Source organism: Robinsoniella sp. KNHs210, from assembly GCF_000686105.1.
GTDB lineage: Bacteria > Bacillota > Clostridia > Lachnospirales > Lachnospiraceae > Robinsoniella > Robinsoniella peoriensis.
In genome coordinates this window covers 2,470,818-2,494,358 of sequence record NZ_JMLZ01000002.1, presented here as the reverse complement: position 1 = coordinate 2,494,358, position 23,541 = coordinate 2,470,818, and the positions used below count along the sequence as shown (strand labels likewise).

Sequence of the window (23,541 nt, the reverse complement as noted above, 5' to 3'; positions counted from 1 at the left end):
CAATCCAAAGGTCACACTTTAAAGTGCTGATAATCTCTGTATTTACTGAATCTAACAGTGGTTTGTGGTATACTATAAGTAATAAAAACTAGATGCAGGCATTTGAGTATTCCGTTCCAATAGAACACCTTTTTCGGAAATCCAGAGCACCCTTTTCCGGAAAAGCAGTGCATACCTTTCCGGGGGAGAGTGCAACTATCAATTAGTACTCTGACGGAATCTCTATTCCGTGTTCTGTCAGAAGTGCCTGTAATCGGTCGATATAATCTTGCAGGTGCTGGATTTCTATCCAGTTTCCGTGACACAGTTCATCGGCTTCCTCTAATTCGTGGCGGTTTAATTCATAATCTGTCCACTTGATACATTTATGGTTTTTACTGAAAGCACAATAATTAGTCATTGGCAGCTCCTTTCCGGGAGGCTTTGATGCCATGACGTTCCCTCATAGATACACGACCATCTATCATTACTTCGTAGGAATTATGAATAATCCGGTCAATGATTGCTTCACAGATGGTTGCATCACAATCACCACCTATACGGCTGTACCAGCCCTTGGGTTCGAACTGGGTGCAAAAGATAACAGAGCCTTTTATGCTGCGGGCTTCAATGATTTCAAGGAGTCCCCTTGTCTGCTCGGTAGATACTGGGCTTAACAGGAATTCATCCAGAATCAAAAGGTCGATTTTCTGATATGCCCTGATAACTTTTTTCAGCGTACCATCACCATGTGAAACAGTCAGCTCATTTAAAAGATCCGGCAAACGCACATAACGTACCTTTATAAAGTTCCTGCAGGCTGCGATACCAAGTGCACATGCGATATATGTTTTCCCGTTTCCGGATGCCCCTTTTAGAATGATATGATGGTCAACTGAAATATACCGACAGGTGGAAATCACCAGCATCTGCCCTTTGTCCAGATTTCTGTCAGGGTGATACTCAATGGCTTCCACACACGCATTCGGATAACGGAATTCTGCACCACGGATAAGCTTTTCTATCTTTGTGCATTTTCGCTTATCCCACTCCCTGTGGACCAGCATTCCAACGCGGTCTTCAAAGGATAATCCCTGATAGGTATCAGGATCAGCACACTAGGCTTTCAAAGGCATCTGACATGGTAGATAATCGCATATCATGCAGTTTATCTATGGTTGACTGGCGAATCATAAACGGTCACCTCCTTCGTAGTAAGAGGCACCTCTTGTAATACCATACTTGGAGCTTTCTTTATTGGAGGCACTGAAAGAATCTTTTTCTAATGCCACTTTGTCCTGACCATTTTTCAGAATGGTACTGATATTTTTAAGGCTTGGACTTGGTGTGTAACTAAGTGCCTTGACGCAGGTGTTTTCCAAACGTTCTGTACCATAGCGGTCAGCAAGCTTCATCAGCGATACGCAGGATTTATACCCCTGTTGTTCTACCTTGTGCATATATAAGAAATGTTTTACCACAATGAGAGTGGAATGACCGACATTCTTACTCCAATTCAGAAAGCTTTCTGTGCTGTATTCCAGAAACTTTCTATGATTTTCAGGCATGTGTTCCGGCATATAAATCGGATCCGGTGAATAAGACCTATGCACATGCGATGCGATACGATTGTTATGATAGAATACTTCGATACTGTTTTCGGTAGTACGAATGTCTACTTTTTTACCAATAAATTCATACGGAACAGAATACTTGGAATTCCCGACAGTTATGAGATAATCGAGTTGTATGGTGGCAGTTGTCCAGACAGCCGTTTCATATGGGGAAGCAGGTAAGGGCATGAGGAAGTCTTTTTCTTCTTCGATAAATGCGGACGACCGGCTTCCTTTCTTTTTCTGGAAAGGTTTTGCATTGAATTCCTCAAGTTTTTCACAGATGGCTTTATTAAGCTCATCGAAGGTGAAAAACTTCCGGTTTCGGAGTGCGGCAAGAATCCATGTTTCAATCACCTTTACAGTACCCTCGGCATTAGGATTGTCCTTGGGCTTTACCGGTCTGGCCGGAATGATAGCCGTTCCGTAATGCTCTGCCATTTCGTGGTAAGAACGGTTAAGCACGAGCTCTGTCCGTGTATTCTTAATCACTCCGGTTTTTAGATTATCCGGTATGAGAATACGGGTTACACCACCAAAGAAGGAATACGCATAAATATGTGCTTCTATCCAGTGATTGGATTTCATATCCGGAAAAGCCTCTGCATATCCGTACAAACTGCATGGAAGAACGGCAACAAATATATATGCCGGTATATCACTGCCGCTGGCGGCATCATAGACCTTGAGGGTGTCGCCCACCCAGTCTACTTCCATGGTTTCGCCAGGCTTACGCTTAATTCTTAGTGTCGCTTTCTTTGATACAGCATAAGCATGATACTTATCATTAAACTGCGTATGCTGATACGGGATAGTGTGCTCTGCTTCGCATTTAGCACAGTATTCGGCCCAAAAAGAGAAAGTGTTACACCCGGTTTAGCCAGTTCGCTGTAGACATACTCGTAATCTGGGAGTCTCCTTCCCTCATTATTGCCTCTGTCAGGATAAAACAGATGTTCAATGTCACTGTTCGTCAGTGCCTCGGGGATGGGCCATCCCAAAGAATGTGTTTCTGCAAGTTTAATTGTTTCAGAAACCGTGTTGCGCGAACAATACAGGCTGTTAGCAATCGCAGCATTGCTAAACTCCAGACTTTTTAGTCTGATGATTTCTCGATAATCAGTCATGGTTATCGACCTCCTATAATAAATTTACACATCTATGTGCATGGATTCATTATAGTGGATTGCACTCTGGAGCGGAAACACCTGCTCTGAAACTTCGGATTTAGGTGCTCTGAATTTCCGAAAAGAGTGCACTATTTAAACGGAATATCCACGCAGAATGCAATAATAGCGCTATATCATTTATAGAATAACCCTCACCCCGTTTTTTCTGTGCAAACAAGATCCGCTCCCGGCGGTTCCGGGTGTCATAGAGTACCTGCATTTCTGGATTTGATACCGTTGCAGGGATTACCAGCCTTGATGGAAAAAGACGATACATATATTTTTCAAAGCATCTGATAAATTTTTAAGCAAATGGAATCGGTCACTAACCTGTATTGCATTTGGATGGGATTTCTGCACCGCAGACGAATAGGTTTGAGCCCCATCTCTGGATATTACTTCTAGATGAGGGTAAGATTTAAGCCATTCCTCCACCTTTTTCGTTTCACGGGAATCTATAATACCAATAATCCTATGGGTGTCCAAATCTACCATGACAGAACCATATGTATAACGTTTTCGGAAAGCGAAATCATCCACACAAACATGGATTACTGAAGATTTATCCACAATCGTTGGCATTTTTTTTAAGCAGATCGCAGATGCTGCTTTTGCAAACCTTGACAGAACCCGTTTTTAGTAAAGATGCTGCACTGACTGAGCTCAATTTTGTAGACGTAACCAATATTTTTTCAATAAGCCTGTTTGTTTTCTTCCCTTTTGGAGTTACAAAATCAAATCTTTCAGAAAAGGTTTTAAAGCTGCATTCGGGATTATCACAGAACATCTTTCTAGTGGATAGCAAAAGAATGGTCTATCTATCCAGAAACGGGATATCCTGAATTTCACGTACATAAGTTGAATGTACTCTGTTTGACGAATATCCACAATATGGACAACTGACTTTTTCTTTGACAGATTGAATTGCCATAACCACTTGGTTTCCCTTTATTTTACTATTGATGCATTCTAAACTGTTGTCTAATAATTTTATAAGTTGCTGTTCCATACAATCACCTCCTGGTTTATGATTCAATAATACCACTATTTAATTGCATAATCAACGTAAACGCCAAATAGTAGTAAGTACCTTTTCAAAATCATCATATGTGAGATAATAGACATATCACTATAAAGTCAAAAAAGTTTTGTAATCAACTTTTTTGACCAGACTACAGGAGGTGAGTCATGAAATCTCATACAAGTTTAGTTGCACAGCAAACTCGTTTGAGTGAATGGGCCGAACTGGTCAGAGATTGTCAAAATCGCCCACAGGGCATGAAAATCAATGAATGGTGTAAGCTGCACGACATTACGAAAGCGAGTTATTACTGGAGACTCCGAAAAGTTCGGGAAGCTTTTCTGGCTGCTGCTGACAACACACCAGATTTTATAGAAGTTCCTTCTTCTGCAATCCAGTCAGAAAATATAGCACCGAATCATAAAACGGCTGCTATGATCAGAGGTAGAAACCACCTCATATTGGAAATCACAGACCAGGCATCTGCTTCATTTCTTCATACACTTTTGGGAGTGATGATGGATGCTCAATGATGGTACTGGATTCGAAAAAGTATACATTGCCACTGGTTTTACGGATCTTCGCAGAGGAATTGATGGCCTTGCCAGAATCATACGTTTCCAGTTCCATCTCGATCCTTATGATAAAAATACATTATTCTTGTTTTGTGGCAAGCGTACTGACCGGATAAAAGGACTCCTCTGGGAAGGCGATGGATTTCTCCTTTTGTACAAGAGGATTGAAAACGGTAACTTTCGATGGCCGCGTACAAAAGACGAAGCACTGGAGATTACCGCAGACCAGTATCAAATGTTGATGCAGGGCTTGGAAATCATTGCCAGAAGTCCGATTGAGGAAGTTCCGGATCCGGCGTTTTCCATGTAATTTGTGCAAAAAAGCGAAAATAAAATCATTTTTATTCATGTTGATTTATTCTGTGCAATTAAAATTTGAAGTTATTCACATTATAAAAGTTTCATGTGAGTTTTTATATTTACATGACTCAAAAACTTTTCGGATTGTGGATAACAGTCATAAATATCTGAATTTTCAGCGTTTCTTTTCAGGTTTTCATGACTGTTATCCACCGTCAAAATGACGAAGATGACACAAATCAAAAATGGCTAAAATCTGCGGTTTCTGCTATAATACCACTCAGGAAAGTGAGGTTCGGTTATGGCAGTTAAGTATACGGAAGAACAATTAAATACAGTTGATAAGTCGTTTCTTATCCATCTGCTTTTACAACAGCAGGAACAGTTGGAAGCCTTAACAAAGGAACTTCATGCATCGAATGAAAAAATGCAGCTTCTGATGGAACAGGTAATCCTTGGTAAACAGAATCGTTTTGGCAGATCTTCTGAAAAGATGGATGATACCGATCAGATCAGTTTTCGCGAAGTGGATGGAAGCATCGAATTTTTAACGAAGCCGAAGCGGTATGTGATCTTAGTGTATCAGAACCGGAAGATCTGGAACTCAAATTTCCAAAGCAGCCAAAACGCAAAGGAAAGAAAGAAGCTGATCTTTCCGGACTTCCGATCAAGCGGATCGACCACTATTTGTCCGAGACCGAATTAGAAGAAGAATTCGGTGAGAAGGGCTGGAAACAATTACCGGATGCGATCTCCAGAAAATATCATTTCGTGCCAGCAAAGGTGGAAGTGGAAGAACATCACATTGGTGTATATGCCAGCAAAACAGATGAACATATGTTCAAAGCAGACCATCCAAAGTCTTTGCTACATGGAAGTCTGGTATCCCCCTCTTTGGCAGCTGCATTCATCAACGGTAAGTATATGAATGCAGTACCACTCTATCGATTAGAACAGGAATTCCGGCGCTATGGTCTTCAGATCACAAGGCAACATATGGCAAACTGGTGCATCCGTCTCGGAGAAGAATATTTGTCGGTTCTTTATGATCATCTTCATGAAGAATTGTATTCCTATCATGTGATACAGGCAGATGAAACACCGGTGCTTGTAAACCATGATGGACGGAAAGCAGGTTCCAAAAGCTGGATGTGGGGATATCGTTCTGGACATCTATATCACAACCGCCAGATTGTCTTATATGAATATCAACAGACGAGAAATGCATCTCATCAACGGGAATTCCTGAAAGGGTATGATGGCATCTGTGTGACAGATGGATATCAGGTCTGCCATACTTTAGAAAAGGAGTTGGAAGAACTGACTATTGCCGGCTGCTGGGTTCATTGCCGTCGCAGATTTGATGAAGCTTTGAAACTAATCAACATATCGCATCAAAAGGAATCCGGGGCGTTTCTGCTGATGAAACAGATTCAGGTAATCTACCGGGAAGAAGGGAAGTTGAAAGACCTTTCTTCTGATGAACGGCTTAAGCAACGGCAAGCGGTTATAAAGCCACTTGTGGATGCGTTTTTTGCGTACCTGAAAAACATAAAGGTATTCAGAAAGGATAAATTTGGAGATGCAGTTGGTTATGCTCTGAACCAGGAAAAATATCTTCGGGTATTTCTCACAGATGGAGATGTTCCAATAGATAATAATGCATCTGAAAGGGCAATCCGGGGCTTTTGTATCGAGAAGAAAAATTGGCAGATGATAGATACAATCAATGGAGCCAAGACTTCCGCAATCATTTACAGTATTGTAGAAACAGCAAAAGCCAACAATCTGAAGCCCTTTGATTATGTACAGTATCTCTTAGAAGAGATTCCGCAACACATGGATGACACCGATTATTCATTCATGGAAGATCTTCTTCCATGGTCAGAAAAACTTCCGGCAGAAATCCGCAAAGCTTAAATATAGGTGGCTGCAAAGCAGCCGCCTAAAAATGTCAAGGTACTTGCTATTTTGCGTTTACTAATCAACTAAGCTTGGAAAGAACCTATTAAGCGCTTACCTTACATTAATAGAAATCTACTAATTCATAAGCTTTGTAAAATGATACAATACAGTCGAAACATCAAAAAACCTGCCGCCCAAAAAGGCAGCAGGCTCATAACCCAACAGTATACCCAATATTCACAAACATTTCTGTATTATTTCTTGTCTACTAAAAACAGTACCGGTGACAGAGATTTAAATGTCACAGTTACTTCCTGATCCTCCACACTATCCGGTGTAAGTACTTCCCACTTGTCATCTTTCTGTAAATGAAGAACTTTTACGTTTTCATCTTTCTGGATGCTTGGGATAGCAAAAGTAATAGAAACTTCATCAAAATCAACTCCATCCAGGCTTACGTCAACTGCATAAGCAATTGCCATATTCTTCAGGGAAGGATCAACTGTTGCAGGATCTACGGTTACTTTTGTTTTTGTGATTTTCAATTTGCTGATATCGATGCTCTTACCATTTACCATTACTTTAGTTGCTTTTACGTTAACAGTAGGACTTGGAGCAGCGAATGCTGACATTGTAAAGGAAAGCATTAATGCAAATGCCAATACAAGAGAGCCAATTCTTTTTATGTTTTTCATGTTTGTTACCTCCATTTTGCGTTAAATTATATTGTGAATACCCCTACAGAAATGTAAGTGTATACTGTCCACCAATTTGAGGAGAGTTTTATTTTTGCTTTGTGTAGAAGAGATCCAGAACCAGTTCTTTCAGTCCCTTTTCATCTGCATGGAATTCAGCATAAATTTTCCCCTCGGTAAGCTTTCCGGGAACCATATGGAAATTTTCATCTCCAAGACCGGATTTTGCGAATTTGTCAAATAAAGTCTGCATTTGAGCAGTGTTTAAATCGGTTACAACATATTTCTGAATCTGTTTATAAAGCGTAAGGATACTAAATGGATCTTTCGATGTTTCAGACGCCAACTTTTTCGTAAATGCAGTAATATATTGTTTTTGGCGCTGAATTCTTAACTGATTGGAATCCAATTTATCGGTATCGCGGTATTTTACGTATTGTAAAGATTGTTTTCCTTTTAATTCAACTGTTTTTCCTTTTGCCAAAGCAGGATCCTGGCTGGTAAGGTCTTCCAGTACTTCTACGGATACCCCTCCGATAGCGTCGTTAATCGTAGGAATAGCGGCCATTTTCATAGCAACATAATGGTCAATTTTGATGCCGCCAAATAAGTTTGACACCGCTTTTACTGTATTCAGACAGCTTTGTTCCTTGCCATCCCCATATCCATGGGAAAGTGCGATCTGAAGATTTGCGGTTCGAAAATATTCACCATAGATATCCAGCATATCCACATCTGTCATGGTATCCCGGTTGATTCCAATAATTTGGCTCTTGCCGGTATCTTTGTCCGATACAACTAAGAACAGACAGTCAGCCATTCCGCTATCCCCAAGGGAATCAACAGTGCCATCTTCCTGTTCATTGTTTACGTTGTCAATACCCATGAACAATGTTGTCTCAATATTGGATTTCAGAGTATAAGTTTCCTTGTTATATGTAATCTTGGATTCGGCTTTTTTTGTTTCGCCTTGATTTTTTGCATCCGCAGCATGTACAAACTGTGTACTGCACAGTATATAGGTTATACTAAGAATGCAGGTACAAATCAGTGCTAATTTCTCAAATATAGTAAACCCTTTTTCTTTGTACATAAATAATACACCACCTTTCATTTGGATTTAGGATATCTCGTTTAGCAGAATTTGTCAATGAATTTATGCGATTTAGTACAATGACTGAGAGTATATTTTACAAAATTTAATGATAGAAAACATAATTCATTCAGTGAAAATTCTTTAAGAATATATATGGCAAATATTAATAAAAACAATTAGAATATTCGTACATGGTATGGTATCATTAAAATTTAATTATGTCATTTCAATTTATCTGAGAAAAGAAAAACATTAGCAGGGAAGTTTATCATTATGAAAGCACTTATTATTGAAGATTTTACAGAATTTATTATTGAATACGGATTTAGAGGTATCCTGCTGGGGATGGGAATTGTACTTATTTATATCGCAATCCTATGGTGTGTTAAAAAATTTCATAATCCGCAGATGAAAATAAGAGCATCTCTAATACCGGTTATCTATATATTTTCTGTTTATTGTTATCTGGTTCTGGAGATCGCCTATTTTTCAAGGGAACCAGGATCACGTACAAGAGCTGATTTAATGATCGGAGCTACATTTCAAAATACACCAAGAGCAATTTCATATGTTATCGAGAATATTATTATGATGATACCTTTAGGAGTCTTGGTACCTGTACTATGGAAACGGATTCATACGGTCTGGAGATGCCTTGCCGTTGGATTCTTTACAAGTTTGGTTATAGAAATATTCCAGTTTGTATCTGAACGGGGATTTTTCCAGACAGATGATATAATTACAAATGTATTTGGAACTTTGATTGGCTATTGGATCTATTTATGTATTTTGAAAATTCGCTCAAAGTTTAATATGAATATTATATAAATCGGTTAATGATTAGAAAAATGAGTTCGATGGAGCCAATAGATATTCATAAATTATAAAATCCAACATCTCTGAAGAAAAGTGATGTTGGATTTTTATGATGAAGAATAATGTTCCATATAATATTTAGACAGGTATATCAGAAAATAATAAATGAAATTAAATATCAGCTGCCAAATCTTTTACCACTTCCTACGATATTCCGCCGGGGTAATCCCTTCCGAAGACTTAAACTGCTTTATAAAATAATTTGCATCATAAATGCCACACAAAGTGGCAATTTCTGAAATACTCTTATCACTAAACCGTAACAATTCTTTTGCATTGTTAATCCGCTTGAGGGTCAGATAAGTAACAATGCTTTCTCCGTATTTTTTTTTAAATTCCCTGCAGAGATAATATTTACTGATAAAAAATGTGTTAGCAAGCTGTTCGAGATTGATTTTTTCTGTAAAGTGCTTGCTCAAATATTGTCGTACGAGGCTTAGCTTTTCGTCCATAGAATCAGACGAGGAAGACTGCAGCTTGGTTTTTCTGGGTGTAGTAATGATTAGGGTTAGCAGTTGTACAATCATACTGGAACTGAGAGCTTCACAATACGGAGGCTTTTTTTGATTTGTATGAATAAGGTTCCAGATCAGAGCAATGATATCAGCAGTTTCTACCGGATAAAAAATATTAGAAGAGCTTCGCATTGTATATTTATAGTATTCCCTGGAAGTTGCACCATTAAAATGTACCCATAACAGTTCCCAGGGATTTTCTTCGATACTCTCATGGGAATAAGGTTCCATGCAGTCCAGGAAAAAGCAGGCACCTTTTTCTACTTGCGTTTTTTTGCCGTGGTAAGTGAAATACCCGGAACCTGAAAGTACGTAAATGAATAAGTAGGAATCCAGATTTTCGCGCCGGCTGATATGAGGTTTCAAACTCTTTAAATAGCCTGTTTCCTGTACATAGAAAAAACTTTTCTTGGCTATATTTGTTGGTGTTGTAATAACAGATTCCCGCTGTCCTTTCTTACCGGATATTTCGGAGTCAAATATTGAATTCATTTCTTTTTACCCTTTCATAAAATTTTCAAATACTCATTACATTTAATCATTTGGCAATTAGCAGTTGGATACTGGTGTAGCATAATTACTATTTTTCCAAAATGATAAAATATAAAAAACAGTTTTCACAAAATAACAATAGTAAAATATTGCGAATAACAATATTTTACTATTAATACTATAAACTGAGCAATTTTTAACATTGTTTTGCCTAGTATACCACTATATAATGCAAAAGACAATTATAAACAAGAGAAAAATAATCACAAAATTATACAGTTTAATAGAGGAGACTAAAAATCATGGTGAAAGTTGCATTGATAACAGGAATTACCGGACAGGATGGTTCTTATCTGGCAGAATTATTATTAGAAAAAGGATATGAAGTTCATGGAATCATTCGCCGGCACAGTACCGTGTGTACGGACAGGATTGATCATGTATTAGAAAATAAAGATTATAAGAAAAGATTTTTCTTGCATTATGGAGATCTGACAGATTCCAGTAATTTAAGTCTTCTAATGATGAAGATTAAGCCGGATGAAGTCTATAATCTGGCTGCACAGTCTCATGTGGCTGTTTCATTTGAAGTTCCGGAGTATACAGCGGAAGCCACTGGTGTGGGGACAATCAGACTTTTGGAGGCAGTCAGACAGAGCGGATGTAATTGCCGTTATTATCAGGCATCCACATCAGAACTTTATGGAGGGCTGCCAGGAACAGCACCGCAAAGCGAGCAGACACCATTTTATCCCAAGAGCCCTTATGGGGCTGCAAAGCTGTATTCTTACTGGATTACAGTAAATTACAGGGAATCCTATGATATGTTTACATGCAATGGAATTCTATTTAACCATGAATCGCCAAGAAGAGGGGATAATTTTGTTACCAGAAAAGTTACTTTAGCAGTGGCCAATATCTGTGCCGGCAAACAGGAAAAGCTTTCTCTTGGAAATATGGATGCAAAACGTGATTGGGGATTTGCAGGAGATTATGTAGAGGGGATGTGGCGTATGCTGCAGCAGGAGAAACCGGGTGATTATGTATTGGCGACGAATGAGACTCATACCGTTCGGGAGTTTGTGGAAATGTCTTTTAAAGAAGTTGGAATTACCATTGAATGGAAAGGCAGCGGAGTAGAGGAAAAAGGATACGATATGGAAACAGGGCGTCTGTTAGTAGATGTGGATCCTCAGTTCTATCGCCCGGCAGAAGTGGAACTGCTTTGGGGAGACAGCAGCAAAGCGGAGAAAGAACTGGGCTGGAAGAGAAAAGTGAATTTTCCGGAACTGGTAGCTATGATGGTTGATGAAGATATGAAGACATGCGCGGGAGTCGGATCAGAAGAATTTAGAAATGCAGAGAAGGTTGCATGCTAATCACGAAAGGACAGAATAATGGAAAAGTCATCAAAAATATATGTAGCAGGACACCGGGGAATGGTTGGATCTGCGATTGTTAGAAAATTAGAAAAAGAAGGATATACAAATATTATTGGACGTTCTTCAAAAGAACTGGATTTGTGCAGACAAAATCAGGTAGAAGATTTTTTTGCTGATGAAAAACCGGAATATGTATTTCTGGCAGCGGCTAAAGTAGGCGGTATTATGGCAAACAGCCTGCATAAGGCAGATTTTTTATATGAAAATATGATTTTAGAAATGAATGTGATAAAAGCGGCATTTGATATTGGAGTAAAAAAATTAATGTTTTTAGGCAGTTCCTGTATTTATCCCAGAATGGCACCGCAGCCAATGCCTGAGAGTTGTCTGCTGACCAGTGAATTGGAGCAGACAAATGATGCATATGCACTTGCTAAGATATCCGGTTTAAAGTACTGTGAATACCTGAATCAACAATATGGTGCTGATTACATCAGCTGTATGCCTACAAATCTATATGGTCCCAATGATAATTACCATCCGGAACATTCCCATGTCCTGCCTGCATTAATCCGCAGGTTTCATGAAGCAAAAGTAAATCAGTCTGAGGAAGTGGTGATCTGGGGAACTGGTTCACCACTCCGTGAATTTTTATATGTAGATGATCTCGCAGATGCATGCTTATTCCTGATGAATCACTATTCTGGAAATGAGACAGTGAATGTGGGAACTGGCAAAGAGGTAACGATATCAGAATTAGCAAGCCTTGTGAAGCAAAGGGTTGGTTATAAAGGAAATCTTCGTTTTGATACTTTAAAACCAGATGGAACCCCGCGTAAACTTTTGGATGTTCATAAACTTACAGAACTGGGATGGAAATATAAAACTGAACTTTCTGAAGGAATAAGCATTGCATATGATGATTTCTTACATAGTGAAATGAGGGCGGAGAGGTAAATGAAGGTATATGGTGTGATTATGGCAGGTGGTCAGGGAACAAGATTCTGGCCCCTTAGCCGGCAGGCAAAGCCAAAGCAGTTGTTGAATCTAAGCGGTAAGGAGCTCATGATAAATGAAACAATTGAACGGTTGGCAGGGATCATAGACAAAGCGAATATGTTTATTGTAACAAATCAGGTACAAGCGGATGCTATGGCGGCAGCAGTTTCCGGGAAACTGGATAAGGGTCATATTCTGGTGGAACCGGATGCCCGTAATACAGCGGCATGCATTGGATACGCAGCATGTGAGTTGTTAAACAAATTCGGTGACGGTATCATGTGCGTATTTCCAGCAGATCATTATATTGAGGATCAACAGGAGTTCGAAAGAATATTAAAAGTTGTAATCCGGGAAGCAAGCTTGGGGGATAAGCTTCTTACTATTGGGATAACACCTGTATTTGCATCCACTGGATACGGATATATGAAATATGGTGGCAATAGTAATGAAGTTCTGAGAAAAGTAGAAGAATTTAAAGAAAAACCGTCTGTAAACATGGCGAAAACTTATCTGGAGAGTGGAACTTATGCATGGAACAGCGGAATGTTTGCCTGGAAAGTATCCGTGATACTGGATAATTTCAAAGATTATTTGCCAGAAATTTATCAGTATCTGATGCAAATTTATGAAAGTATGGGAACGGCGGAAGAAAGGGTGCTGATAGAAGATATTTATCCAAGGATACCATCGATATCTATAGATTATGGCATTATGGAACGGGCGCAACAGGTCTATATGGTATTGGGAGACTTTGGGTGGAATGACGTGGGCAGTTGGGAGACGCTGAATACCTTTTACGATCCGGATCAGGATGGAAATATAGGCATGGGGAATCATGTACGGATTGATACAAAAAATTGTATCCAGTTTTCGGATAAAAAGTTGATAGCAACTATAGGAGTTGAAAATCTGATCATTGTGGAAACGGAGGATGCACTTCTGGTGTGCAGCAAAGATCGTGCCCAAGATGTGAAAATGGTGGTTGATCAGTTGAAGGCTACAGGAAAGAATCAATATCTGTAAGGAGCATTGGAGGAATTTATGAAATGTCTGGTATTAGCGGGGGGAACAGGAGATCGCCTGTGGCCTGCGTCGAGAAGGAATTATCCGAAACAGTTTATGAATGTGAAAGAAAACCGCTCTCTGTTTCAGGAGACAATAGCAAGAAATATGCCCTTTTGTGATGAGTTTTATATTATGACAAATGAGAAATACCAGTATATTGTAGAAGGACAAATGCAGGCATTTCAAGGATTAAAATATCGGTGCTTTCTGGAGCAGGCAGGGAGAAAAACAGCTCCAGCGGCAGCAATTATCTGTATGTGTATCAATCCTTCTGATTTGCTATTAATTGTTTCTACAGATACAATCATAGATGGAGGAGATTACAGGAAAGCAATTCTGGATGCAAAAAATCTTGTAAATGAAGGATGGTTAGTTAGTCTTGGTGTAAGTGGAAAACGAGGAGTGAAGTTATTTACGCCAAATGCTAAATTAAATGAGAGTACATGTTATGAAATTGGTTTAGTGGATGCTGGAATATTAATGCTTAGAGCCGGAGATTACCTTCATGAGTTAAAAATATGCAGTCCATATATTTATGAACCATGCCGCTTTGGAGTGAACAGCTTAAACACTGCAGGAAAAATAATTTTGTTAAAGAGGCAGTGGATGGAGAATATCCCCGCGGAAAGCATTGCCAGTGCTATTACTCAGAAGTCCGAAAAGGTCAGGATATATAAAGCAGATTTGAACTGGAGCCGTATACTGGATCTGGAATCCCTGTCGGAATATCATGAATTTCGCCAGGAAGGCAGAGTTATTGAAGAAAATTGCAGAGACATATCTATTCTGAATTATGCAAAAGGGAAAATTGTGATCGCTAACGAAATGGAAGATACGGTGATTGTGAATACCAACGATGCAGTTTATGTATCCAGAAAAGGGAAAACTCAGGCCATTAAGGACATAATGCGGAAACATTACAGGGAAGAGAAAAAAGTTTTTGATGAAAGCAGTATTTGTTATCAGCCCTGGGGAATGAAAGAAATTTTGACGTGTACACCGGAGTATAAAGTAAAGCGAATTACTATTTTCCCGGGAAAAGTTCTGCCTGGACATAAACACCAGTTCCGCAGTGAACATTGGGCAATTGTAGGAGGAGTTGCAACGATTACTTTAAATGAGGAAATCCGGGAGTATGGCAAAAAGGAATGTGTGTATATACCGATGGGCACACTCCATCAGATTGCAAATTACACTTCGGAGAATATTATTGTAGTGGAAACCAGCATTGGAAAAATATTGGAAGAAGCAGATTATGTAAAAAACGGGTTAACAAGCGGTTTGGAAGTGGAAATAGAAGATACGGATCTTGTTAAGCTGGAACCGGCATTTAAAGATTATTTGTGGGGTGGAAGTAAACTTCGGGATATTTATCATAAACATTGTGACTATGACTGTATTGCTGAAAGCTGGGAGTTGTCTACTCATGGGGCGGGACAAAGTGTAGTAGCAGAAGGAAAATATAAAGGGCTGCTTTTTGGGGAATATATCGCAAGAATCGGTCGTGAAAACTTGGGTTGGAAATGCCAGTCTTATGAGAAATTCCCATTATTGATTAAGTTCATAGATGCCAGGGATATGCTTTCCATTCAAGTTCACCCAGGAGATGATTATGCTCTTCCGGTTGAGGATGAATACGGGAAGAACGAAATGTGGTATATAATGGATTGTGATGAAGATGCATACATATACTATGGTTTCAATAAAGATGTCGCCGAAGAAGAAGTGCGTAAAAGAATTGATGAGCAGACTTTGACGGAGATCCTGAATAAAGTACCAGTTCACAAAGGAGAATCTATATTTGTTGAAGCGGGAACTGTTCATGCGATTGGTCCTGGTATTCTGGTCTGTGAAGTTCAGCAAAATTCAAATGCTACGTATCGTCTTTACGATTATGGAAGAAGAGACTGTTATGGAGAATTGCGGGAACTACATATTGAAAAAGCACTGGATGTAATTCAAAAGACAAGAACTATAATAAAACCGACAATCACAGAAGATGAAATCTTAACAGAAGGATATACTACGAAGCTGCTAGGAGAGTGTAAATATTTTTCCTGTACGAAGTACCATGTAAAAACATTTGTCAGAATAGTAGGAGATGAGTCATCTTTTTATTCTATCATGATTTTGAGCGGATCAGGGGAACTACAGGTGGAAAATACAAGGCAGTCCTTTAAACCAGGAGAGAGTTTTTTTGTACCAGCAGGAAAAAAGAATGTACAGGTAACAGGCCATTGCGAATTTTTGCTGACGCAGGTGTAAAGTAATAATTATCACGTAAACTGTAAAAATTGACTGTAAAAATACATTGGAATTACTCATAGAGAATGATATAATAGTTAAGCATAAGCAATAAATACTCTAAGGAGAAAACCAATGAATACAAAATATAGAAAAATGAAGAATCTGTTCTTACGTCAGAGCTATCTGGATTCCTGGGATGACTATATAAGAAGTCTTAGAAAAAGCAATTTTATTAAATGGGATTATATCATTTTAACAGCCTCTAATGAAGAACAAGCGGAGGTATATCGTCAGCAGATCAATGCTCGTCTGGAAAATCATTTACTGCCGGATACAACCAGATACGTTGTTCTGCCGGATCCCGATGGTAAAAGGGTAGGATCCGGAGGGGCTACTTTTAATGTCCTCAGATATATTGCCCAGGTTGATGGAGAAGTCAGGGAAAATTATTTTGCAGGAAAACGTATTTTGGTGATTCACTCTGGTGGTGACAGTAAGAGGGTACCTCAATATTCAGCATGCGGAAAACTGTTTTCGCCGGTTCCCAGGGAACTTCCAAATGGCAGGCCGTCCACTCTGTTTGATGAATTTATTATAGGAATGTCAGGAATTCCATCCAGATTTAAAGAAGGAATGTTAGTGCTGTCCGGAGATGTTCTTTTACTGTTTAATCCGCTTCAAATCGATTTTCAATATAATGGGGCAGCAGCTATTTCCATTAAGGAGCCGGTAGAAACAGGAAAAAATCATGGAGTATTTTTGAATGACGGAACTGATTATGTAGGACGTTTTCTCCATAAACAGTCTGAAGAACAGTTAAAGCATATGGGGGCAGTAAATGATCATGGATATGTTGACCTTGATACGGGTGCAGTCATTATGGACAGTCAGATGCTCCAGGCGCTGTTTCGTTTGATCAGTACTGATAATAAAGTAGACGATACTAAATTCCACAAGTTTGTAAATGAAAAATCCCGCATCAGTTTTTACGGAGATTTCTTATTTCCCCTGGCAAAAGAGTCAACCTTAGAAGAATATTACAAAGAGGCTCCAGAAGGAAGTTTTTGCGAAGAACTGACGGACTGCCGTACAAAAATATGGGAGAACCTGCACAACTTCAGCATGAAATTACTTTGTGTATCACCAGCGGAGTTTATTCATTTTGGGACCACCAGAGAACTGCTGAATTTAGTTACCAGTACTATTGATGATTATGAATTTTTGGACTGGAAACGTCAGGTTGTGACTAATGTCTGTGACAATAGAGAATTTGCTTCACATAATAGTTTTATTTCCGACCTGGCAAAGGTGGGAGAAGGATCTTATATTGAGGACAGTTACTTGCTGGATGGAACTGTTATTGGAGAACATTGCATCATTTCCAACGTTAGTATAAAAAATATGCAGATACCCTCTTCGGTTGTAATGCATGGACTATTGATGCCTCAGGGAAAGTGTGTCGTTCGTACTTATGCGGTGGAGGACAATCCCAAAGGAATGTTAAGTGCAGATACAGTTTTTTTGAAAACAACTTTAAGTGGATTTATGGAAAAGAATCATCTGTGTCAGGAAGATCTGTGGGTTGGGGATGATACTTATCTTTGGTTTGCTAAGCTATACCCTCTTTGTAATACCATGAGTGATGCCTTAAAGCACGCTGGTATATTGATAAAGATGGCTGAAGGTACAGCGTCAGCGGAAGAAATCAATAATTGGAAAAATAGCGATAGGACAAGTCTTTACAGCAGTTTTAATGAAGCAGATGTTCAGGCAATTGTTCCTTGGAAACGGGAGCTTGAGAACCAGATATTGGTGAAAAAATTTATTACCAGGGTTGAAAAGGGGGACTACTATCAGGATGCGCTGCAGGTATTCGGTGATGCCGGTATAAATGCAGACCAGTATCATCTGCTAATGGAGGCGGCAAAGAATAGTGATTTTTCTACCAGAATACGTATTTATTATGATCTTTCCAGATTTATGAAGCGGGAGCATTGCGTGTTTGAGGGGAATTCCTACGATAAATTAGAATCTTTATGTTTTCAGACTATACAGGATGTGATCTATGAAAATGGCGCTTCTATGATCAAAAAGGATAATTCGTTTAAGATCGCATTGGATGAAGTAAATGTGGCTTTGCCTGTTCGGGTAAATTGGGGCGGCGGCTGGACCGATACACCTCCTCATTGTAACGAAAAGGGGGGGGTAGTGCTAAATGCTGCAATTAAATTAAAGGGGATCTTGCCTGTTCAGGTATGTGTCAGACGTCTCGATGAACTTCATGTTGAATTTGAAAGTGAAGACATCGGGGTATTTGGTACGGTGGAAACGGTTCAGGAAATACAAAATTGCCATGATCCGTTCGATTCTTTTGCTCTTCATAAAGCAGCATTGATCGCATGTGGTATTATTCCCATAGAAGGAGATTATGATTTAAAAGAAATACTGAAAAATCTGGGAGGTGGAATATATCTTTCGACCCAGGTAAAAGGTGTGCCGAAAGGATCTGGACTTGGAACCAGCAGTATATTATCTGGAGCTTGTGTAAAAGGTATTTTTGATTTTCTGGGGCAGGATATCAGCGATGGTGAGCTTTATGAGATCGTACTTTGCATGGAGCAGATCATGAGTACCGGTGGCGGTTGGCAGGATCAGGTAGGAGGGATTACTCCGGGAATTAAATATATAACTACCGAACCTGGTATCAGTCAGGAAATTAATGTGAATACGATGAAGCTGAAGCCCGAAGTTCTTCAGGAATTACAGGATCGTTTTGCGCTTATTTATACAGGGCAGAGAAGGCTTGCGCGTAATCTGCTTCGGGATGTTGTGGGTGGATATCTGGGAGGCAGACCGGAATCAGTGGAGGCACTTCATAAGATGTCCCGCATGGCTGCCCTTATGAAATTTGAATTAGAACGCGGCGATATTGAAGAATTTTGCAGGTTGCTGAATGAACATTGGGAATTATCAAAGAAATTAGACAGCGGTTCAACAAATACGTGTATCGATCAAATTTTCATGGCATGTGAAGACTTGATAGATGCAAGATTTATCTCAGGTGCAGGCGGTGGCGGATTTTTGCAGGTGATTTTGAAAAAAGGAATCAAAAGAGATCAACTTCGTCAAAGATTGTATGGCGTTTTTCAGGACAGTGGGGTAGATGTTTGGGACTGTGAGATTTTAGTATAATCACATTGTTATTGTATCAATGAGTCTTTTAAAACAACTTTATTAATATATAAAATGATTTATATAGAACATTTAATGGACTTGCAGACTCAGAAAGGTTACTTCCTATGAGTCTGCATTTCCTATATATCCATTTCTCTGCTGGTATGGACTGCAGCCGGCTCCTCACTTTCCCCAATCCGCACCAATCGCCCGTCCATCCTCATCCACCCGGACAACGTCACCATAACCTGCCCCGGTATATAAAACACCCATACCATACTGGGGGCAATCCGGTACCAGCTGTCCAGCCATCCCCCTCTGTTCAATTCTACATATAAGGTCAGATTTCCTATCCCCACATGTATATCGCAAAACAGCAGCAGGCAGATCCCAAGAGCAAACAGTCCCATCTGTCCCTTCCATGCATTTACCAGATTAAACAAAAGACAGAAGAAGTAAACCGCCGCCAATGCAGCAGTAATGTTAATATCAATCGAAACCAGCCAGCAGATCAGGCAGAACAAAAAGCTTCCGCCAACTCCAAATGACAGCATATTCCAAACGTTCTTCTGAATAATTTTACAGTAGCAGATCTGCACAATCAGAAACATACAGATTCCCAGGAAATAAAATTTTGTGAATATAAGAAAATAATCTGCAAATAATGAGAAAAATAAAGATGCAGTAATAAAAATAATATAGTGGCTGGAAGACTTTGAGCTCAGCTGATACCAGATGCTGAAAAAGAGGCAGGTCAGTACGGTACAGAATTTCAGCATGGTAATGGGCAGATGTGGAAATAATCCGAGAAAATCGGATAAAAATATCATAGAATAAAAAGATATCTCAATTAAAAGAAAACACTTCAAAGAAAATTTTTCCATTGCTCTGCCACCTCTTTTTCTCATAGTTTGGTATGTATCTTTATATTTGACAACATAACCATAATATTGCCAAAAGAGCCTTAAAATAAACGTTAAAATAGTATAAACTTTTGCTTTTGCCTTGTATGGCTGCAACACTTATGCTAGAATAAGGAAGGTATTATGAGACGCCCTTGCAGCTGCAAAAGTATGCAGGGCTGGCGTTTTGGTATTACAAAGGAGGAGATTACTTTGGAAAAAGAAATGAGTTTTATAAATAAACGCATTATTCCGGATTCAGCAGGCCCGTTGTTCAGACAGGCGAAAGAATTCGATGAATTGATGATGATGTATAATTGTGCAATACGTGAAATTAAAACAAAACTGGAAGTGTTAAATGACGAGTTGTCTGTAAGATATAATCGCAATCCCATTGAATTTATTAAATCCCGGATTAAAAAACCCATTAGTATTGCGAACAAACTCCAGAGCAGAGGGCTTGAAGTTTCGATAGATTCGGTTGTGAATAATTTAAATGACGTAGCAGGTATCCGTGTTATCTGCTATTTTATTGATGATATTTATGATGTGGCTAAGATGTTGGCAAGGCAGGATGATGTGAAGCTTCTGGAAGTAAAGGATTACATCCGCAATCCCAAAGAAAATGGATACCGAAGCCTGCATATGATCGTGGAGGTGCCGGTCTTCTTTTCCAAGGCAAAACAGAACATGAGAGTAGAGGTACAGATTCGTACCATCGCTATGGATTTCTGGGCAAGCCTGGAGCACCAGCTTCGTTATAAAAAGAATATAGAAGATATCAAAGACAGCGAAGACATCAGTCTGGAACTTAAGAAATGTGCTGAGGTTATTGCAGATACCGATTGCAAAATGCAAAATATTCGTGAACGGATTGGGGTTTTCACAGAACTGACATAATTTGTTGTTATACTTCATACAGAATACAGGTTCGGAGGTTGGAGATAATGGATAAATTAAAAGTTTTAGTTGTAGATGACGAAAGCAGAATGAGAAAGCTGGTAAAAGATTTTCTTGTAAAAAAAGACTTTGTCGTATTAGAAGCGGAGAACGGAGCGGAAGCTCTGGACGTTTTTTTTGAAGTGAAAGATATAGCGTTGGTGATTCTGGATGTAATGATGCCAAAAATGGATGGATGGCAGGTGTGCAGGGAAATCCGTACTTATTCCAAGGTGCCCATTATTATGTTAACGGCAAAAAGTGATGAACGAGATGAGCTTCTTGGATTTGAGCTAGGTGTTGACGAATATATTTCCAAACCTTTTAGTCCAAAGATTCTGGTTGCAAGAGTAGAAGCGATTCTTAGAAGAACAAATTCTATTTCACCGGATGAAATCATTATAGCAGGTGCAATCGAGATTAATAAGGCGGCCCATCTTGTAAAAGTGGATGGAAAGCCGGTAGATTTAAGCTATAAAGAATTTGAGCTGTTGGCTTATTTTGTGGAGAACCAGGGACTGGCACTTTCCAGAGAGAAGATTCTGAACAGCGTTTGGAACTACGATTACTTTGGTGATGCCAGAACGATTGATACACATGTGAAAAAACTCCGCAGTAAATTGGGAGAAAAAGGTGATTATATCAAAACGATCTGGGGGATGGGCTACAAGTTCGAGGTGGAATAGATGAAGCATTCAATTCGGAAACAAATGGCGCTTATCTTTATCGGACTGGTATTGCTGATGTTGATTGCAAACTGGCTGATCAATAACTTTTTCCTGGAAAGTTACTATGTGGTAAAGAAAGAGAAAGTGTTGGTAAATGTATTTCAGGAAATAAATAAAGAAGATATCAATAGCAACTATTACACAAATGAATTTTTAGAAAATGTAAATAGTTACTGTGCCCAGAATAATATTATTATGGCTATCTTAAATCAAAATCTGTTGCCTTTATATACAAGTAATGACAGCCAGGACGTAAGAAACATGGTAGGCAGGGTGTTTGGATATGTTATGGGAACGGATAATTCAGATATCCGTATATTGAGACGGGAAGATAATTTTCTTGTCCAGAAAAACTGGGATGATAAATCAAAATCAGAATATCTGGAAATGTGGGGCATTTTAGATTCCAATGACTATGTGATCATGCGAATTCCGCTGGATAGTATCCGGGATAATGTTAAAATTTCAAATGAATTTCTGACGTATATCAGTATTGTTTTCATTTTACTGGCAATTATTATTATCTGGTGGTTGTCGAATCACATAACAGCACCGATTCTGGAACTTACCGATTTATCTAAACGGATGGCAAGCCTGGATTTTAATGTAAAATACAAAAGCGGCGGCAAAAATGAAATCGGTCAGCTGGGAGAACATTTTAACCAGATGTCAGAAACTCTGGAGACAACAATTTCAGAATTAAAGACTGCTAATAATGAACTGCAAAAAGATATCGAGCAAAAAATACAAATAGATGAAATGCGCAAAGATTTCTTATCGAATGTGTCTCATGAATTAAAAACGCCGATTGCCCTGATTCAGGGATATGCGGAAGGACTTAGAGAATGCATTAATGATGATGAAGAGAGCCGGGACTTCTATTGTGAGGTTATCATGGATGAAGCCTCGAAGATGAATCAGATGGTCAAAAAACTTCTGACTTTGAATCAGCTTGAGTGTGGTCAGGAAAAAGTCATTATGGAGCGATTTGATTTAACAGCGCTGGTACGTGGTGTCGTACAGTCCGCCGGCATCCTGGGACAGCAAAAAGGGGCAAAAATAATTTTCGAACAGGAACAGTCTGTCTATGCATGGGCAGATGAATTTAAAATAGAAGAAGTGATCACCAATTATGTCAGCAATGCACTCAATCATGTGGCAAATGAAATGATTGTAGAAGTTAAGATTTGCAGCGTAAATCAAAAAATACGTGTTTCTGTATTTAACACAGGACTTCCGATACCGGAAGAAGACCTGGATAAGATATGGATTAAATTTTATAAAGTGGATAAAGCCAGAACACGTGAGTATGGCGGTAGTGGTATTGGTCTGTCCATTGTAAAAGCGATTATGGATTCTTTCCGTCAGAAATGTGGTGCGATCAACTATGATAATGGTGTAGAATTTTGGTTTGAACTGGATGGAGATGAAGCGAGAGGAGCAGAATATGAAGCGTGATCTTATCATCTGCACCTGTAATGGAGTGACTGCAGGTCAGATTGAAGATGCTGTTTATGGAGGTGCCAGAACATACGAAGATGTACAGGAACTTCTTCATATAGGAAAGCAATGCATCAAATGCAAGGAGATGGCAGGCTTTATTATAGAAAGTCTGGCAGAAGAACTGGATGACTAAAGGCATTTCCCGCAAAGTTTGATACATTAATGTCAGAAGGCAATTTTTAAACATGTTCCCGCAAGGATTCGCCAGATTAGCCAGAAATCATGAACTGATACAAATCAATAATATGTGGTATTTATTAATATCAGACACAATATATTGTGGGTATGCATATATCAAAAATTCCGAAGAAAATTCTTCGGAATTTTTTGTAAAAAAAGGTAATTTTATTGTTGACAATTAAC

General features: G+C 39.1%; 22 protein-coding genes and 1 pseudogene. 13 read left to right on the top strand and 10 right to left on the bottom strand.

Annotation, left to right across the window (positions count from 1 at the left end; all coding sequences use genetic code 11):
* Window positions 1–202 precede the first annotated feature (202 nt).
* The 6 genes from CD03_RS0117855 to CD03_RS37260 form a co-directional block, all read right to left on the bottom strand.
* Complete coding sequence (locus CD03_RS0117855) at window positions 203–400, bottom strand: mobility-associated LCxxNW protein (protein WP_027294808.1); 198 nt, start codon at window positions 398–400, stop codon at window positions 203–205.
* Window positions 393–1,046: an ATP-binding protein gene (locus CD03_RS33940; protein WP_334291672.1), complete on the bottom strand. Its 654-nt coding sequence runs from the start codon at window positions 1,044–1,046 to the stop codon at window positions 393–395. The genes CD03_RS0117855 and CD03_RS33940 overlap by 8 nt, the downstream gene beginning before the upstream one ends.
* A gap of 123 nt (window positions 1,047–1,169) precedes the next feature.
* The gene (gene istA, locus CD03_RS33935; RefSeq protein ID WP_330377482.1) at window positions 1,170–2,405 is read right to left on the bottom strand and encodes an IS21 family transposase; all 1,236 of its coding nucleotides are present in this window, start codon (window positions 2,403–2,405) and stop codon (window positions 1,170–1,172) included.
* The gene (locus CD03_RS39200; RefSeq protein ID WP_330377259.1) at window positions 2,336–2,719 is read right to left on the bottom strand and encodes a hypothetical protein; all 384 of its coding nucleotides are present in this window, start codon (window positions 2,717–2,719) and stop codon (window positions 2,336–2,338) included. The genes istA and CD03_RS39200 overlap by 70 nt, the downstream gene beginning before the upstream one ends.
* A gap of 288 nt (window positions 2,720–3,007) precedes the next feature.
* The gene (locus CD03_RS38615; RefSeq protein WP_242849118.1) at window positions 3,008–3,343 is read right to left on the bottom strand and encodes a transposase; all 336 of its coding nucleotides are present in this window, start codon (window positions 3,341–3,343) and stop codon (window positions 3,008–3,010) included.
* 232 nt (window positions 3,344–3,575) lie between these two features.
* Window positions 3,576–3,770 (bottom strand): transposase family protein, encoded by a 195-nt coding sequence (locus CD03_RS37260; protein WP_052377856.1) that lies wholly within the window; start codon window positions 3,768–3,770, stop codon window positions 3,576–3,578.
* A 179-nt stretch (window positions 3,771–3,949) separates the two neighbouring features.
* Here CD03_RS37260 and CD03_RS0117835 point away from each other — a divergent pair, with 179 nt between their 5' ends.
* The 3 genes and pseudogenes from CD03_RS0117835 (at window position 3,950) to tnpC (ending at window position 6,577) form a co-directional block, all read left to right on the top strand.
* Window positions 3,950–4,315, top strand: coding sequence for a hypothetical protein (locus CD03_RS0117835; protein ID WP_027294807.1), 366 nt, complete (start codon window positions 3,950–3,952; stop codon window positions 4,313–4,315).
* Entirely contained in the window at window positions 4,305–4,667 is a 363-nt protein-coding gene (gene tnpB, locus CD03_RS0117830) for an IS66 family insertion sequence element accessory protein TnpB (protein WP_027294806.1), read from the top strand. Before CD03_RS0117835 ends, tnpB begins: the two co-directional genes overlap by 11 nt.
* Window positions 4,668–4,958: 291 nt before the next feature.
* Window positions 4,959–6,577, top strand: a pseudogene (gene tnpC, locus CD03_RS33925) (IS66 family transposase).
* 239 nt (window positions 6,578–6,816) lie between these two features.
* Here tnpC and CD03_RS0117820 read toward each other — a convergent pair.
* Window positions 6,817–7,257: a hypothetical protein gene (locus tag CD03_RS0117820; RefSeq protein ID WP_027294805.1), complete on the bottom strand. Its 441-nt coding sequence runs from the start codon at window positions 7,255–7,257 to the stop codon at window positions 6,817–6,819.
* A gap of 88 nt (window positions 7,258–7,345) precedes the next feature.
* Entirely contained in the window at window positions 7,346–8,350 is a 1,005-nt protein-coding gene (locus CD03_RS33920; protein ID WP_052377855.1) for an LCP family protein, read from the bottom strand.
* 276 nt (window positions 8,351–8,626) lie between these two features.
* Here CD03_RS33920 and CD03_RS33915 point away from each other — a divergent pair, with 276 nt between their 5' ends.
* Complete coding sequence (locus tag CD03_RS33915; protein WP_052377854.1) at window positions 8,627–9,181, top strand: VanZ family protein; 555 nt, start codon at window positions 8,627–8,629, stop codon at window positions 9,179–9,181.
* Window positions 9,182–9,363: 182 nt separating this feature from the next.
* On the opposite strand, the gene CD03_RS0117805 is transcribed toward CD03_RS33915, so the two are convergent.
* Window positions 9,364–10,236, bottom strand: coding sequence for an AraC family transcriptional regulator (locus tag CD03_RS0117805; protein WP_044289474.1), 873 nt, complete (start codon window positions 10,234–10,236; stop codon window positions 9,364–9,366).
* A gap of 302 nt (window positions 10,237–10,538) precedes the next feature.
* Between CD03_RS0117805 and gmd the strand changes: the two genes are divergently transcribed.
* The 5 genes from gmd (at window position 10,539) to CD03_RS0117780 (ending at window position 19,124) form a co-directional block, all read left to right on the top strand.
* On the top strand, window positions 10,539–11,615 hold the full coding sequence (gene gmd / locus CD03_RS0117800; RefSeq protein ID WP_027294803.1) for a GDP-mannose 4,6-dehydratase: 1,077 nt from the start codon (window positions 10,539–10,541) through the stop codon (window positions 11,613–11,615).
* Between the two features lie 18 nt (window positions 11,616–11,633).
* Window positions 11,634–12,575 (top strand): GDP-L-fucose synthase family protein, encoded by a 942-nt coding sequence (locus CD03_RS0117795; RefSeq protein WP_044289473.1) that lies wholly within the window; start codon window positions 11,634–11,636, stop codon window positions 12,573–12,575.
* Complete coding sequence (locus CD03_RS0117790; protein WP_027294801.1) at window positions 12,576–13,643, top strand: mannose-1-phosphate guanylyltransferase; 1,068 nt, start codon at window positions 12,576–12,578, stop codon at window positions 13,641–13,643.
* A gap of 18 nt (window positions 13,644–13,661) precedes the next feature.
* Window positions 13,662–15,950 carry a type I phosphomannose isomerase catalytic subunit gene (locus CD03_RS37255; protein WP_081820278.1) on the top strand — a complete coding sequence of 763 codons (2,289 nt, stop codon included), beginning with the start codon at window positions 13,662–13,664 and terminating at the stop codon, window positions 15,948–15,950.
* A gap of 114 nt (window positions 15,951–16,064) precedes the next feature.
* Window positions 16,065–19,124: a fucose pyrophosphorylase domain-containing protein gene (locus CD03_RS0117780; RefSeq protein ID WP_027294799.1), complete on the top strand. Its 3,060-nt coding sequence runs from the start codon at window positions 16,065–16,067 to the stop codon at window positions 19,122–19,124.
* Between the two features lie 122 nt (window positions 19,125–19,246).
* Here CD03_RS0117780 and CD03_RS0117775 read toward each other — a convergent pair whose 3' ends face one another.
* Complete coding sequence (locus tag CD03_RS0117775; RefSeq protein ID WP_027294798.1) at window positions 19,247–19,990, bottom strand: hypothetical protein; 744 nt, start codon at window positions 19,988–19,990, stop codon at window positions 19,247–19,249.
* A 243-nt stretch (window positions 19,991–20,233) separates the two neighbouring features.
* Between CD03_RS0117775 and CD03_RS33910 the strand changes: the two genes are divergently transcribed.
* Genes CD03_RS33910 through CD03_RS0117755 form a run of 4 tightly spaced genes read left to right on the top strand, consistent with a single transcriptional unit; the run spans window position 20,234 to window position 23,311 of the window.
* Window positions 20,234–20,908 (top strand): GTP pyrophosphokinase, encoded by a 675-nt coding sequence (locus CD03_RS33910; RefSeq protein ID WP_044290089.1) that lies wholly within the window; start codon window positions 20,234–20,236, stop codon window positions 20,906–20,908.
* Window positions 20,909–20,955: 47 nt separating this feature from the next.
* Window positions 20,956–21,633: a response regulator transcription factor gene (locus CD03_RS0117765; protein WP_027294797.1), complete on the top strand. Its 678-nt coding sequence runs from the start codon at window positions 20,956–20,958 to the stop codon at window positions 21,631–21,633.
* Window positions 21,634–23,133, top strand: coding sequence for a sensor histidine kinase (locus CD03_RS0117760; RefSeq protein WP_027294796.1), 1,500 nt, complete (start codon window positions 21,634–21,636; stop codon window positions 23,131–23,133).
* Complete coding sequence (locus CD03_RS0117755) at window positions 23,123–23,311, top strand: (2Fe-2S)-binding protein (protein WP_027294795.1); 189 nt, start codon at window positions 23,123–23,125, stop codon at window positions 23,309–23,311. The genes CD03_RS0117760 and CD03_RS0117755 overlap by 11 nt, the downstream gene beginning before the upstream one ends.
* Window positions 23,312–23,541: the final 230 nt, after the last annotated feature.